At 70.9% G+C, this 12,629-nt stretch carries 10 protein-coding genes and 1 pseudogene; 1 reads left to right on the top strand and 10 read right to left on the bottom strand.

Features of this window, described 5'->3' with window-relative positions; genetic code table 11:
* Positions 1–104: 104 nt before the first annotated feature.
* From AB0B29_RS08495 to AB0B29_RS08505, 3 genes and pseudogenes are all read right to left on the bottom strand, one after another.
* A complete protein-coding gene (locus AB0B29_RS08495) occupies positions 105–776 on the bottom strand; it encodes a response regulator transcription factor (RefSeq protein ID WP_362235721.1) in 672 nt (223 codons plus the stop codon).
* Entirely contained in the window at positions 773–2,020 is a 1,248-nt protein-coding gene (locus AB0B29_RS08500) for a sensor histidine kinase (RefSeq protein ID WP_362235724.1), read from the bottom strand. The genes AB0B29_RS08495 and AB0B29_RS08500 overlap by 4 nt, the downstream gene beginning before the upstream one ends.
* Positions 2,021–2,300: 280 nt before the next feature.
* Positions 2,301–2,570, bottom strand: a pseudogene (locus tag AB0B29_RS08505) (ATP-binding cassette domain-containing protein); the annotation flags it as partial.
* 93 nt (positions 2,571–2,663) lie between these two features.
* Here AB0B29_RS08505 and AB0B29_RS08510 point away from each other — a divergent pair.
* Positions 2,664–3,206 (top strand): GNAT family N-acetyltransferase, encoded by a 543-nt coding sequence (locus AB0B29_RS08510; RefSeq protein ID WP_362235727.1) that lies wholly within the window; start codon positions 2,664–2,666, stop codon positions 3,204–3,206.
* Positions 3,207–3,341: 135 nt separating this feature from the next.
* On the opposite strand, the gene AB0B29_RS08515 is transcribed toward AB0B29_RS08510, so the two are convergent.
* From AB0B29_RS08515 to AB0B29_RS08545, 7 genes are all read right to left on the bottom strand, one after another.
* Positions 3,342–5,105, bottom strand: a complete 1,764-nt coding sequence (locus AB0B29_RS08515; RefSeq protein ID WP_362235729.1) for a TraM recognition domain-containing protein — start codon at positions 5,103–5,105, stop codon at positions 3,342–3,344.
* A gap of 16 nt (positions 5,106–5,121) precedes the next feature.
* Positions 5,122–6,531 carry an ATP-binding protein gene (locus AB0B29_RS08520; protein WP_362235732.1) on the bottom strand — a complete coding sequence of 470 codons (1,410 nt, stop codon included), beginning with the start codon at positions 6,529–6,531 and terminating at the stop codon, positions 5,122–5,124.
* Positions 6,532–6,537: 6 nt separating this feature from the next.
* The gene (locus AB0B29_RS08525; RefSeq protein ID WP_362235735.1) at positions 6,538–8,094 is read right to left on the bottom strand and encodes an SCO6880 family protein; all 1,557 of its coding nucleotides are present in this window, start codon (positions 8,092–8,094) and stop codon (positions 6,538–6,540) included.
* Positions 8,091–9,419: a hypothetical protein gene (locus AB0B29_RS08530; protein WP_362235737.1), complete on the bottom strand. Its 1,329-nt coding sequence runs from the start codon at positions 9,417–9,419 to the stop codon at positions 8,091–8,093. The genes AB0B29_RS08525 and AB0B29_RS08530 overlap by 4 nt, the downstream gene beginning before the upstream one ends.
* Positions 9,409–10,236, bottom strand: coding sequence for a hypothetical protein (locus AB0B29_RS08535; protein ID WP_362235740.1), 828 nt, complete (start codon positions 10,234–10,236; stop codon positions 9,409–9,411). Before AB0B29_RS08535 ends, AB0B29_RS08530 begins: the two co-directional genes overlap by 11 nt.
* A 219-nt stretch (positions 10,237–10,455) precedes the next feature.
* The gene (locus tag AB0B29_RS08540) at positions 10,456–10,764 is read right to left on the bottom strand and encodes a hypothetical protein (protein WP_003991275.1); all 309 of its coding nucleotides are present in this window, start codon (positions 10,762–10,764) and stop codon (positions 10,456–10,458) included.
* Between the two features lie 479 nt (positions 10,765–11,243).
* On the bottom strand, positions 11,244–12,533 hold the full coding sequence (locus tag AB0B29_RS08545; RefSeq protein WP_362235743.1) for a S53 family peptidase: 1,290 nt from the start codon (positions 12,531–12,533) through the stop codon (positions 11,244–11,246).
* Between the last annotated feature and the right edge of the window lie 96 nt (positions 12,534–12,629).

Raw genomic sequence — 12,629 nt, forward strand, 5'->3', positions numbered from 1 at the left:
GGTACTGCAGGGGGGACCCTGTGGGAGAGTAGGACGCCGCCGAACAATTTTTGGGAAAACCCCCGCATCTTCGGATGCGGGGGTTTTCTGCGTTTCAGGGCCTTTTACGACGGCTGAACCAGCTTCGTGTCGTACGCCAGAATGACTGCCTGAATGCGGTCACGGGAACCGGTCTTCGCGAGAATGCGACCCACATGGGTCTTCACCGTCGACTCGGCGAGATGAAGACGCGTGGCTATCTCCGTGTTCGTCCAGCCCTGGCCGATGACCGTGAGGATTTCGCGCTCCCGGTCGGTGAGGGACGCGAGGCGGGCGTCCTCCCGTGTACCGGTCTCCGTGTCGGGGCCGGCCGGGAGGTGATGGACGTAGGCGTCCAGGAGGCGGCGGGTCAGGCTGGGGGCGACGACCGCGTCGCCGGTGGCCACCGCGCGGATGCCGGCGAGGAGCTCCTCGGGCTGGGCATCCTTGACGAGGAAACCGGAGGCGCCCGCACGGAGGCCGGCGTAGGCGTACTCGTCCAGGTCGAAGGTGGTGACGATCAGGATGCGGGTGCGGTCGCCGGCGGCGGTGATGCGACGGGTCGCCTCGATGCCGTCGAGGCCGGGCATGCGGATGTCCATGAGGACGACATCGGGGCTGAGCTCGGCGGCCATGCGGACCGCTTCGCTGCCGTTCGCCGCCTCGCCCACGACCGTCATGTCGTCCTGGCTCTCCAGCAGCATGCGGGAGCCGAAACGCTGAAGGGGCTGGTCGTCGGCGATCAGGACCGTGGTCACTGCGGGGATTCCTCCGGGAGGTGTAGACGGACGCGCCAGCCCTGCTCGGGGCGGGGGCGCGGGCCGGCCTCAAGTGTGCCGCCGTACAGGGCCGTTCGCTCGCGCATTCCGGGAAGTCCCCGGCCCCCTCGGTCGGGGCCGGGACCGGTGGCGGGGCCGTGGCCGGTGTCCGTGATCGTGACGGTGACGGAGGCCTTCTCCTCGTAGGAGAGCTCTATCGTGGCGGTGGCGTCGGGGCCGCCGTGCTTGAGGGTGTTCGTGAGGGCTTCCTGGATGACGCGGTAGACGGTGAGCTGGCGGCCCGCGGGGAGGTCGGGGACGCCGAGGGTGGTGATGCTGACGGGGAGGCCTGCGGAGCGGACGCCGTCGATGAGCCGGTCGAGGTCGGTGAGGCCCGGCTGGGGGGACAGGTCGGGCTGGTTCGTCTCCTGCTCGCGCAGGACGTCGAGGAGACGGCGGAGTTCGGTGAGGGCCTGGCGGCTGGTGCCGGCGATGGCGTCGAGGGCCTGGGCGGCGCGTTCCGGTGACTTGGCGGCGGCGTAGCGGCCGCCGTCGGCGAGGCCGGTGATGACGGAGAGGTTGTGGCCGATGATGTCGTGCATCTCACGGGCGATGCGGGCACGTTCGGCGGCGGTGGCCAGCTGGGCCTGCTGGTCGCGTTCGGTCTCCAGGCGGCGGGCCCGGTCCTCCAGCGCCTCGGTGTAGTTGCGGCGGGTGCGGACCGTGACGCCGATGAGGACGGCCACCGTGACGGACATCAGGTGGGAGCCGATCTGCTGGTCCCAGGTGCCCTCCCCGTGGCGGACGGCCGACACCAGGACGGGGGTGAGCACGAGGGCCGTCGCCCACCACAGGTCGCGCAGGGGGCGGCGCAGGGCGAGGTGGTAGACGAGGACCAGCTGCAGCAGGGCCGCTTGGAGGGCCGCGCCGGACCAGGCGTTGGCGACGGCGAAGGGGATCGTGACCGCCAGGGCGGCCCCGGGGTGCGTGCGGCGCCATAAGAGCGGGACCGAGAGGCCGAGGCTCATCGTCAGGAGCAGCCAGCCTGGGACGTCGAGGTTGTGGGCGTTGTGACGCCAGCCGCCGCCGGCGTAGTCGATCAGAGCGGCTGTCACCCAGAAGCCGGCGACGTGCAGGTCCCACAGGAGGGGGTGGCGTCGGTCGAAGGCGCGCACCCTGCGGGTGAAGCGGTGGGCGTACTCGGTGAGGGGCTCCGGCGCCCGGTCTTCCGTCACGGGGTCCATGGTGGGGGTTCCGGTGCCCGCGTCACACGTCCCGGCGGCGCAGGACCGCCGAGGCGAGCGTGAGGACGGCCGTCGTCCACAGGGCCATGGCCAGGAGGGCGGTGCCGGAGGTCACCGTGCCGGGCGTCGACTGTGCGGTGGTGAGGGCCTCCAGGGCCTTGCCGGGGAAGTAGCGGGCGGCGTCGTCGACGAACGCGTAGGGGAGTGCGGCCAGTACCTCCGGGAGGATCATGACGAGGCCGATGAAGGCGCCGACGGCCATCGGGACCGAGCGGGCCGGGGCGCCGATGCCGAGGGCGAGGACGCGGGCCTCCAACAGGGCGCCGACCTCGGTGAGGGGCGCGGGGTGGGTGGCGTAGGAGTGGCCGGCGACGGTGGCGTGGCCGCGGGTGGGGGCGTCGAGGCCGAGGAGCATGCGCATGGTCGTGGACTTGCCGGCGCCGTTCGGCCCGAGGAAGCCGGTGACGGTACCGGGGCGGACGGTGAAGGAGAGGTCGGTGACGACCGTCCGGTCGCCGTAGCGTTCGGTGAGTTCGTGTGCCGTCAGCATGCCTCGATGCTCGTGCGGGCGGGGGCGGCGGGCGTCGGACCGGCGGGGTAATCGGGGTGAGGGGTGTCGTACTCGGGTACTACCGTGGCCCGCATGAGCTATGTGATCCGGTCCGTGCGTGCGGATGAGTGGCCTGCGGCGAAGGAGCTGCGGCTGGTGGCGCTGCGGGACCCGGTGGCCCATCTGGCCTTCCTGGAGACGTACGAGGAGGCCGTGGCCCGGCCGGACTCCTTCTGGCAGGAGCGGACGGCGGGGGCCGCCGAGGGGGCGGACGCGGCGCAGCAGATCATCGCCGAGGGGCCGGACGGGCGGTGGGTGGCCACGCTGACCGTGCTCGTGGAGGAGCCCGGGACGACCGACTGGGCCGGGTTTCCGGTGGAGCGGAAGCAGGGGCATGTGGTCGGCGTGTTCGTGCGGCCGGAGGAGCGGGGGAGCGGGCTGACCGAGGTGCTGTTCGACGCGGCGCTGGAGTGGTCGTGGGCTCAGGGGCTCGAGCGGGTGCGGCTCATCGTGCACGAGGAGAACGGACGGGCGCAGCGGTTCTATCGGCGGGTGGGGTTCCTGCCGAGTGGAGTGATCGTGCCGCTCGGGGACGCGGGGGAGCGGGAGTTGGAGTTCGTGCTCGAGAGGGAGTGAGCCTGTCGGGGCGGGGCTTTTCGGGGTTGTTCGGGGTTGGCCTCTCCGCGGAGTCGGGTTGTTCGGGGTGCGCCTGTTCGGAGGCGGGCTGTTCGGGATGAGCCTGCGCGGGGTGGGCCTGTGCGGGGGTTGGCCTCAGGCCGGGAGTTCGTCGTGCGGCCAGCGGGCTCGGCCCTGTTCGCGGGACCGGAGCAGGGCCAGGGTCGGCATGCCCCGGTCCGCTCCGGTGGCCAGCAGCTCCGGTAGCTGGGGAAGCGGGGCCACGGCCGCGACGTCGTCCAGGACGAGCGTCATTGGTGGGTCGAGGCGACCGGCCGATGACCGTTCGGCCATGTGCCGGCCGCGCTCGACCACGCTCGAGACGAGGGCCGTCAGGAAGGGCATCGCGCCCGGGTTGGTCCTGGGGTCCTCGATGGATTCCCCCACCACATAAAGCGTGCCCCCTTCGTGGACGAAGGAATCCAAGGCGAGGGCATCATTTCGGTTGGGAGTGCAGGCTTCGCGGATGTTGACCGTGGAGAGGGCGGCGAGGGCACGGGTCGTCAGCTGCTGGGCCATGTCGCGGCGTTCGGGGTGGGCCGTGAGGGTGCCTTCGAGTTCGCCCGCGGAGCCGGGGGCCGCTTTGGGGTTGGTGCGGAGGATGCGTACGGCGTCCTGGATCTGAGTGCCCTGGGACCAGCGGTGGACGTGGCGGATGGTGCGGCCGTCGATCGCCGCGGCGTGCAGGTAGCTCCGCAGGAGGGTGGCGGCCGTGTCGCTGAGGGCCTGGTCGAGTTTGGCCGCGGGGCGGACGGGGGTGAGCAGGGCGGTGGCGCGTTCGGTTGCCGTCGCCTTGTCCTCGCAGCCGGTGGTGGGGGACCAGTGGAGGCGGGAAGGGGTGTCGCAGAGGTGGGTGGGGTCGTAGAGGTGGGTGGGGCCCAGTTTGGCCCTGGCGTCCTTGGTTTCCTGCCAGAGGGTGGGGTTCGATGTGACGACGAGGGCGGGGCCTTCCGCGTCGCGTACGGCCTGGGTGGCGGTGGCTTGGCGGGTTTCCCTCGGGGCTACGAGGATTTTTTCCCACCCGCCCACCCGTTCCCGCCCGAACACAGATGCCGGGGTCGTCGCTGGGACGATCGCCGGCTGGGGGGAGCCGGCCGGGCTCGCCGCGGAGACCAAGGGGCTTGTCGCGGAGTCCAACGGGCTCGTCGCGGAGTGCAGGGCGCTTGTCGCGGAGTCCAACGGGCTCGTCGTGGAGGCCAGGGGGCTCGCCGCCGGGTCGGAGGGCGAGCGGCGGGGGGTCGGGACCTCGTGTTGTGCCGCGGGGGAGCCGTGGTGCTGTCCCGGGGGCGGGGCCTCGTGTGGCGTCGACGTGGGGCCATGGTGTGGCGCCGGGGTCGGGGACGCGTGTCGTGCCGACGTGGGGGCATGGTTCTGGGCCGGGGACGGGACCTCATGCCGTACGGGTTCGTGTGTCTCGTACGCGGTGGCTCCCCGGGCCGGTGTGCCGTACGTCGTCGGCCCCTCCGGCGCCGCCGTCCTTCGCTCCCGGTTTCTCGACCGGACCGCCCGCCACCGGGCCAGGGTGCCCATCACGAACACGGCCAGGACGACGAGGATCATCAGCTGGCCGATGAGCAGGCCCCAGAACAGGCCGTAGCCGGAGAGTTCGCCGGGGGGTGTGTCGGGCCAGGCGCCGGGGATGTCGTGGGGCCGGGCGACGAGGTCGCGCATGGCCAGGGGCGTGCGGGTGAAGGTGACGCCGGACGGCCAGGATCCGTGGGCGAACCAGGCGGCGAGGCCGGTGGCCGTCCACACCAGCAGGGTCATGCCGAGGAGGAACGCGAGTATGCCGATCAGCAGGCCGTCGGGGATGCCTCCCTGGCCGTTCCGCTGGGTGTGGCGGTCGTCGTCCGGTCTCACGCGTCCTCCCTGCCGTCTACGCCACCGTTGATTCGGAGTCGCCCAGATGGTGCTCCACGAAGGCCGCGGCCCGTTCCTCCGCCTCGAGTTCGGCGGCGTGCAGGGCGTCGTCGGCGAGGTCGCGGGAGGACTCGGTCATCGCGCGGTCGGTGAAGACCAGGGGGCGTTCGGTCTCGGTGATCAGGTGTTTGACGACCTGGACGTTGCCGTTGACGTCCCAGACGGCGATGCCGGGGGTGAGGGTCGGGATGATCTCGACCGCCCAGCGGGGCAGGCCGAGGACCCGGCCGGTCGCCCTCGCCTCGTCGGCTTTCTGGGCGTAGATCGTCCTGGTGGAGGCCATCTTGAGGATCGCCGCCGCTTCCTTGGCGGCGGCCCCGTCCACGACGTCGGACAGGTGGTGGACGACCGCCACGAAGGACAGGCCCAGGCGTCGGCCGAACTTCAGCAGGCGCTGGAACAGCTGGGCGACGAAGGGGCTGTTGATGATGTGCCAGGCCTCCTCGACGAGGAAGATGCGCTTCTTCCGGTCGGGGCGGATCCAGGTGTGCTCCAGCCACACGCCGACGATCGCCATGAGGATGGGCATGGCGATGGAGTTGCGGTCGATGTGGGACAGGTCGAAGACGATGAGCGGGGCGTCGAGGTCGATGCCGACCGTGGTGGGGCCGTCGAACATGCCGCGCAGGTCACCGTCGACCAGGCGGTCCAGGACGAGGGCGACGTCGAGGCCCCAGGCCCGTACGTCGTCTATGGCGACGTTCATCGCCTCGGCCGACTCGGGTTCGGGGTGGCGCAGCTGCTCGACGATGTCGGTCAGGACCGGCTGGCGGTCGACGATGGTCTCGTTGACGTAGGCGTGGGCGACCTTGAGGGCGAAGCCGGCGCGTTCGTCGAGGCCGTGGCCCATCGCGACCTCGATGATCGTGCGGAGCAGCGCGAGCTGGCCCGTGGTGGTGATCGCGGGGTCGAGCGGGTTGAGGCGGATGCCCATGTCCAGGGCCGCCGTCGGGTCCAGGCGGATGGGGGTTATGCCCAGCTCCTGCGCGATGAGGTTCCACTCGCCCACGCCGTCCTCGCCCTGGGCGTCCAGGACGACGACCTGGCGGTCGCGGAAGCGGAGCTGGCGCAGCACGTACGTCTTCTCCAGCGCCGACTTGCCGTTGCCGGACTCGCCGAGGACGAGCCAGTGGGGGGCCGGGAGCTGCTGGCCGTAGAGCTGGAAGGGGTCGTAGATGTAGCCCTTTCCGGAGTACACCTCGCGGCCGATGATGACGCCGGAGTCGCCGAGGCCGGGGGCGGCGGTCGGGAGGTAGACCGCCTGCGCCTGGCCCGTGGACGTGCGCACCGGGAGCCTGGTCGTCTCCACCTTCCCGAAGAGGAAGGAGGTGAAGGCGTCGGTGAGGACGGACAGCGGATCCCGCATCAGGTCCTACCTCCGAATGCCGGTGGCGAAGGGAAGGGTGTTCACGAAGGCGCGGTGGTGCTCGCGGTCGCACCATTCCAGCTTGAGGTACGACTTTCCCGCCGAGGCCCTGATCGTCCGCTTGTCGCGGGCGAGGGCGTCGGGGGAGCGGGAGCTGACGGTGATGTAGCCGACGAGGTTGACGCCGGCGGCGCCGCTGGCGAGGTCCTCGCCGCGCTGGTCGAGCCGGGAGTGCGCGGCGACGTCGCGCGGGTCGACGGTGCGGTTCATCTTGGCGGCGCGGGACGCCTCGGCCTCGTCGTTGGTCTTCTCGGTGAGCATGCGCTCGATGGCGACCTCGGTGGGTTCGAGGTCCATGGTGACGGCGACCGTGCGGATGACGTCCGGGGTGTGGACGAGGAGCGGGGCGAGGAAGTTGACGCCGACGGGGGTCATCGGCCACTCCTTCACCCAGGCGGTGGCGTGGCACCAGGGGGCGCGGGTGGAGGACTCGCGGGTCTTGGCCTGGAGGTAGGTGGGCTCCATGGCGTCCAGTTCGGCCGGCCAGGCGTTGCGCTTGGTCATCGCCTGGATGTGGTCGATGGGGTGGTCCGGGTCGTACATGGAGTGGATCAGGGAGGACAGTCGTCCCTGGCCGAGGGGCTGGCGGACGCGGATGTCGGCTTCCTGCAGGCGTGAGCAGATGTCGGTGAGTTCGCGGGCCATGACGACGGCGAGTCCGGCGTCCCGGTCGACCTTGCCGCCGTGGGCGCGGGCGGCCCGGGCCATGGCGTTGGCCTCGGCGGCGAGTTCGCGGGTGTAGTGCATGCAGGCGACGAGGTAGGCGCGGTGCTGCTCGCTGCTGGTGGACACCATCGACTGGAGCTGGTCGTAGGACTCCTGGAGCCAGGGCAGGGCCTTGTCGTCGCCGCGGACGGCGACGTCCTTGGCGTGGGCGTCCGGGTCGGCCGGGAGGGTGCGGGCCAGCATCTGCAGGCGGGTGACGAAGCCGTCGCCGTTGGCCACGTGCTTGAGCAGGGTGCCGAAGCGGTCGACCAGTGCTTCCTGGTCCTCGCTGTCGCGCAGGCCGACGCCGGGGCCCTCGATCTCGATGGCGGCGGTGACGGTCTTGCGGTCGGCGTGCAGGAGCACGGCGATCTCGTCGGGGCCGAAGGGGGCGGCCAGCCAGGTGATGCGGCCGATGCCCGGGGGCGGGCCGACCTCGATCTCCTTGCCGTCCAGCCGGGTGCCGGCCTCGATCGCGGCGGAGCGGTAGGTGGTGCCCTGCTTCAGGGTCCGCTTGTAGCTGCGGTTGATCTCGAACCACTTGTAGAAGGTGCGGTGCTTGTACGGCACGTACACCGCGGCCAGCGCCAGCATCGGGAACCCGGCGAGCAGCACGATGCGCAGCGACAGGACCGGGACGAGGAGACCGCACATCATGCCGAGGAACGCGCCCACGACGATCAGGGCGATCTCGCCGGTCTCGCGGTTGCGGCCGATGATCGCGTTCGGCCTTGCGCGGCCGATCAGATACGTCCGGCGGGGCGTGACCGGATGGGACACGTGGGACTCGGTCGTCAACGCCCTTCACCTCCCGTGCGGTTGGTACTGCTGTTGCGGGTGTTGCTGGCGTGGGGAGTGTTGACGGGGCTGCTCGAACGGGGGGCGGGAGCGGCGGAGGGGACGGATCCGCCGCCGCCGTTCGAGGTGCGCGCGCTGTGCGCGGCGACTCCGCCGGAGGCGGGGTTGCTGGGCCGGGATGCGGAGGACTGGCCGCCTCCGCCGTTGTTGTCGGCGCGGGAGCTGTGGGTCTTGATGCCCTGCGCGACGAGGGTGGCGGGGGAGCTGATGACCGCGGCGGCCTTGCTCTCGGCGCCCTGCATGAGGCGGTTGTTGCGGGAGCCGGCGATCTCGTCGCCGAAGCCGGGGACGAAGCGGTAGATCATCGCGCTGGCGAAGATGGCGAGCAGGATGATGGCGAGGCCGGAGACGACGGCGGAGAAGGCGTTGGGTCCGTCGTCGGCGGAGAGTGCGCCGGCGAGGCCGAGGACGATGACGATCACCGGTTTGATGAGGATGACCGCGATCATGATGCCGGCCCAGCGGCGGACGTGGCCCCACAGGTTCTTGTCGACGAGGCCGGCGTAGACGACGGTGCCGAGGAGGGCGCCGACGTAGAGGAGCGCGGCGCGGATGACGAGCTCCAGCCAGAGGACTCCGGCGGCGAGGATGCTGACCAGGGAGACGACGATCAGCATGATCGGACCGCCGCCGATGTCCTCGCCCTTCTTGAGGGCTTCGGAGAACGTGCCGAAGAACGCGTCGGTCTGGTCGCCGGTGGCTTTGGCGAGGACCTCGGTGATGCCGTCGGTGGCGGACACGACGGTGTAGAGGATGAGCGGGGTGAAGGCGGAGGCCAGCACCGTGAGCCACAGGAAGCCGATGGCTTCGGACAGGGCGGTGGTCAGGGGGACGCCGCGGACGGCTCGCTTGGCGACGGCCAGGAGCCAGAGCAGGAGCGTGAGGATCGTCGAGGCGGCGAAGACGACGGCGTACTGCTGGAGGAACTTGGGGTTGGTGAAGTCGACGTTGGCGGTCTCCTTCACGGCGTCGCTGAGCTTGTCGACGGTCCAGGCGGCGGCGTCGGCGCAGCCCTTGGCGAGGGAGGAGAGGGGGTCGAGGGTGGAGGTGGGGTCGAGCCGGGAGGTACCGCTGCCGGTGCGGTCGCCGGTGTCGCCCTCGCAGATTTCCAGGGCCCGGCCGGAGAGCAGGGAGCAGTTGTCGTTGCTGGGGCTGGGCGAGGGCGTGGGAGCGGCTGTCGCCCGGGTGGCGAACAGGACCAGTGCGGTCTGCACGGCGGTGAGGGTTGCGGCGACCTTGACTGAGCGGTGCGGGCTACCGGGCATAAGTGAACCCTCCGAACTCCTCGACGGCCTTCGAGATGGCCTCCGACGTCGACACCCTGTTGTCGCCGTTGACCGGCGCGGGGCCTTCCTTCTGGGAGAAGCTGTCCACCTTCCAGTCGCCGTCGGTCCAGCGCAGCTGGAGGGTCATGGTGAACCAGTCGTTGGTGACCGGGTCCTGTGAGCTCTCCCCCGTCATCCCGAACACGCCCGTGCACCAGACCTCGACCGTGGCGGTGTTGCCCGAGTAGTCGGTGACCTTGGTGCCGACCGGCATCGTGCGGGAGACGTAGGTACTGCCCTTGGGTGCCTCGCCGTTCGCGTCGAGCCCGACCTTCTCCAGGAACGCCTTGCTGTAGACCTGGTCGAGGTTCCGCTCCAGCTCGGAGGCCTTGTCGGCGTCGAACACCTGGCGGACGATCTCGGGCCGCCGCGCCGGCTTGAGGATGTCGGCCGAGACCAGCGCGACGGCGTAGTTCGCCGCGGCGCTCTCGGCTCCCTCCTGGTCCTGGGCGAAGCCCGAGGGGATGCCGGCGGCGGACTTGGACTTGACGGGGCGCTGGCCGGAGGGGGCGGTCGCCGTCGAGTCCGGTTTGCCCGAGGAGCTGTCCGTCGAAGCGGACGAGCCGCCGTCCCCCCGGTTGGCGAAGGCGATCGCTGCGATCAGGAGGACCACCACGCCGACGACCGTGACGAGGCTGCGGGACGAGGAGCGGCGGCGGGGGTCGGCGAAGGCGTCGCCGGAGTCGGGCAGGCGGGTGCGGGTCTGGCCCGTGCCGGCGTAGCCGCCGGAGGCTTCGTGGTCGTCACCGAGACTCATGCCGCGTACGCCCCCTCGACGTCGTGCGGAAACACTTCGTACCGGTCGTACTTCTCATACTCCTCGTACGACGGTAGCCGTGCTGGTTCCCGCGCGGGCGCGGTGTGGTGACTCGACATCAGGGAAACGCAACCTCAGCCGGTGGGCACGACGGGCGGGTGGGATGGAGGAGAGGGAGAGCGAACCGGGCGTCCCGGCGGGCGTACGGGTGCGCCCGGGCTACACGGCCATGCCGTACACGATGGTGAAGAGGGTGCCGAGGGAGCCGATGATGAAGACTCCTGTGAGGCCGGCGATGATGAGGCCCTTGCCCTGTTCCGCGCTGAAGGTGTCGCGCAGGGCGGTGGCTCCGATGCGCTGCTTGGCGGCGCCCCAGATGGCGATGCCGAGGCAGAGCAGGATGGCCACCGCCATCACGACCTCGATCATCACCTTCGCCTCGTTGCCCAGGCTGCCGAAGGGGCCCCAGTCCGGAGCGATCCCGCCGATGATGGTGTTGATGTCTCCCTTGTCGGCCGCAAAGAGCATGTAAGTCACCGCCCCTGTTGGGTAGTTCCGCACCCTCTGCGGTCATGCAGAGGTCAGGCCTCATTGTCGCCGACAATGATGCTGTCGGATGTCGACTTGGCGTCATTGATTGGCGGGTTTCGTACGAATACCTTGCCACCGTTCCGCTCCGGGCCCTAGGGGAGGAGACGGGCGGTGCACGATGGATCGTATGGTCACTCTGTGTATCACGGCAGGTCACGCCGGGCAATGAGGCCTGAGCGGAACCTGGTGTGCGGTTCCGTCGTTGTGCCCTCTCGCGGCCTTTCCCACCTTTGGGGGCCGTTTCTGACGGCTGGTCGGGTGAGGGGTCGCGCCGGTGTTCCCCGGGTGAAGGCTACCTGGCACGGCGAAAGGGCCGCGGCTGGGATGCCGCGGCCCCTTCGTTTCCCCGCCGTCCCGGGCCCCCACGGCGCCGGGCGGCGTCCCCCGGTGACGGCCTGTCACCGGGGGGAGGTGCGTCAGCCGGTGAAGGCGCCGAGTCCCTCCGGGGTGCCCAGACCGGTCGGGCCGTCGTAGCCCGTCCGGGCGGTGCAGAAGTAGCTGGTGGTGCAGCTGCCGTTGCTGCCGCTGGTGACGTCGTTCAGGGCGGTGGTCTGCGCGTAGGGGAACTTGGCCGGGTAGGAGCCGGTGGACGGGGTGCCCGCGAGGGCGTAGACGCTCGCGATGATCGGGGCGGAGGCGCTGGTGCCGCCGTAGGTGGCCCAGCCCTGGCCGTCGGCGCCGTAGGTGTCGTAGACGGAGACGCCGGTCGCCGGGTCGGCGACGGCCGAGACGTCGGCGATCATGCGCTTGGTGCAGCCGGTGTCGGTCTGCCAGGTGGGCTTGGTGTCGTAGGCGGAGCAACCGGAGCCGGTGCCTTCGGTGCTGCTGGTCCGCCAGACGCTCTCGGTCCAGCCGCGGGGGGTGGAGGACGTGGAGAGCCTGGTGCCGCCGACGGCCGTCACGTACTTGGAGGCCGCCGGGTACTCGGCGCCGTAGCCCGCGTCGCCCGCGCTGACGGTGATGGCGACGCCCGGGTGGTTGAAGTAGGCGGAGTCGTAGGAGGCGTCGGAGGAGGACTCGCCGCCGCCGTAGCTGTTGGAGACGTACTTGGCGCCGAGGGCGACGGCCTCGTTGACGGCGGTGCCGAGGTTGGCCATGGACGCCGACTTCGCCTCGACGAGGGTGATGTGGCAGTTCGGGCAGACGGCGCTCGCCATGTCGAGGTCGAGGGATATCTCGCCGGCCCAGCCGCTGTCGGGGGCGGGGAGGGCGGTGGTGGAGCCGGTCTGGCTCACCTTCTTGAAGCAGCCGTTCGCGGTGGTGCAGGCGGGCAGGCCGTAGTGGGAGCGGTAGGCGGCGAGGTCGGACTCGGCGTTGGGGTCGTCGTAGGCGTCGACGATGGCGATGGTCCGGCCGGAGCCGTTGCTCGCGGCGGCGGAGGTCAGGCCGTAGGCGCTGCGGAGGTCGGAGGGGCCGTAGCCGGAGGGGGAGGAGGCGTCGGCGGCTTTGGCGGAGATGCCGTGCTGCTGCTGGAAGGCGGTGCGGCCGCCGGTGACGCGCAGGGCGTTGCAGGCCATCTCGCCCTGGTGGCGGGGCAGGGCGCAGGAGCGGGTCCAGGTGACCTTCGCGGTGCTCGGGTCCGCGGCCTGGGCGTGGGCGGCGGTGGTGAGGCCGGTGAGGAGGAGTGCGGCGGTGGCGGTGACGGCGGACGCCACGCGGTGCCATCTGAGACGGGACGTGGGGGAGTTGAGGGGTGTCGTGCGCAAGGTACAGCCTCCTGGCAGTGGTGGGCAGAGGCCTGCGGGTGGGGGAACCGCCGGTGTGTTTCCCGGCGGGGGCGGCGACCCGCGACGACGATCGCT

Origin of the sequence: Streptomyces tibetensis (assembly GCF_040647715.1) — a bacterium.
Classification (GTDB): Bacteria; Actinomycetota; Actinomycetes; order Streptomycetales; family Streptomycetaceae; genus Streptomyces; species Streptomyces tibetensis_A.

Bases quoted from the DNA above. Each gene is read 5' to 3' on its own strand.
- AB0B29_RS08500 (WP_362235724.1), bottom strand. From the start codon at position 2,020: ATGGACCCCGTGACGGAAGACCGGGCGCCGGAGCCCCTCACCGAGTAC.
- AB0B29_RS08510 (WP_362235727.1), top strand. From the start codon at position 2,664: ATGAGCTATGTGATCCGGTCCGTGCGTGCGGATGAGTGGCCTGCGGCG.
- AB0B29_RS08520 (WP_362235732.1), bottom strand. From the start codon at position 6,531: ATGCGGGATCCGCTGTCCGTCCTCACCGACGCCTTCACCTCCTTCCTC.
- AB0B29_RS08530 (WP_362235737.1), bottom strand. From the start codon at position 9,419: ATGCCCGGTAGCCCGCACCGCTCAGTCAAGGTCGCCGCAACCCTCACC.
- AB0B29_RS08535 (WP_362235740.1), bottom strand. From the start codon at position 10,236: ATGAGTCTCGGTGACGACCACGAAGCCTCCGGCGGCTACGCCGGCACG.
- AB0B29_RS08540 (WP_003991275.1), bottom strand. From the start codon at position 10,764: ATGCTCTTTGCGGCCGACAAGGGAGACATCAACACCATCATCGGCGGG.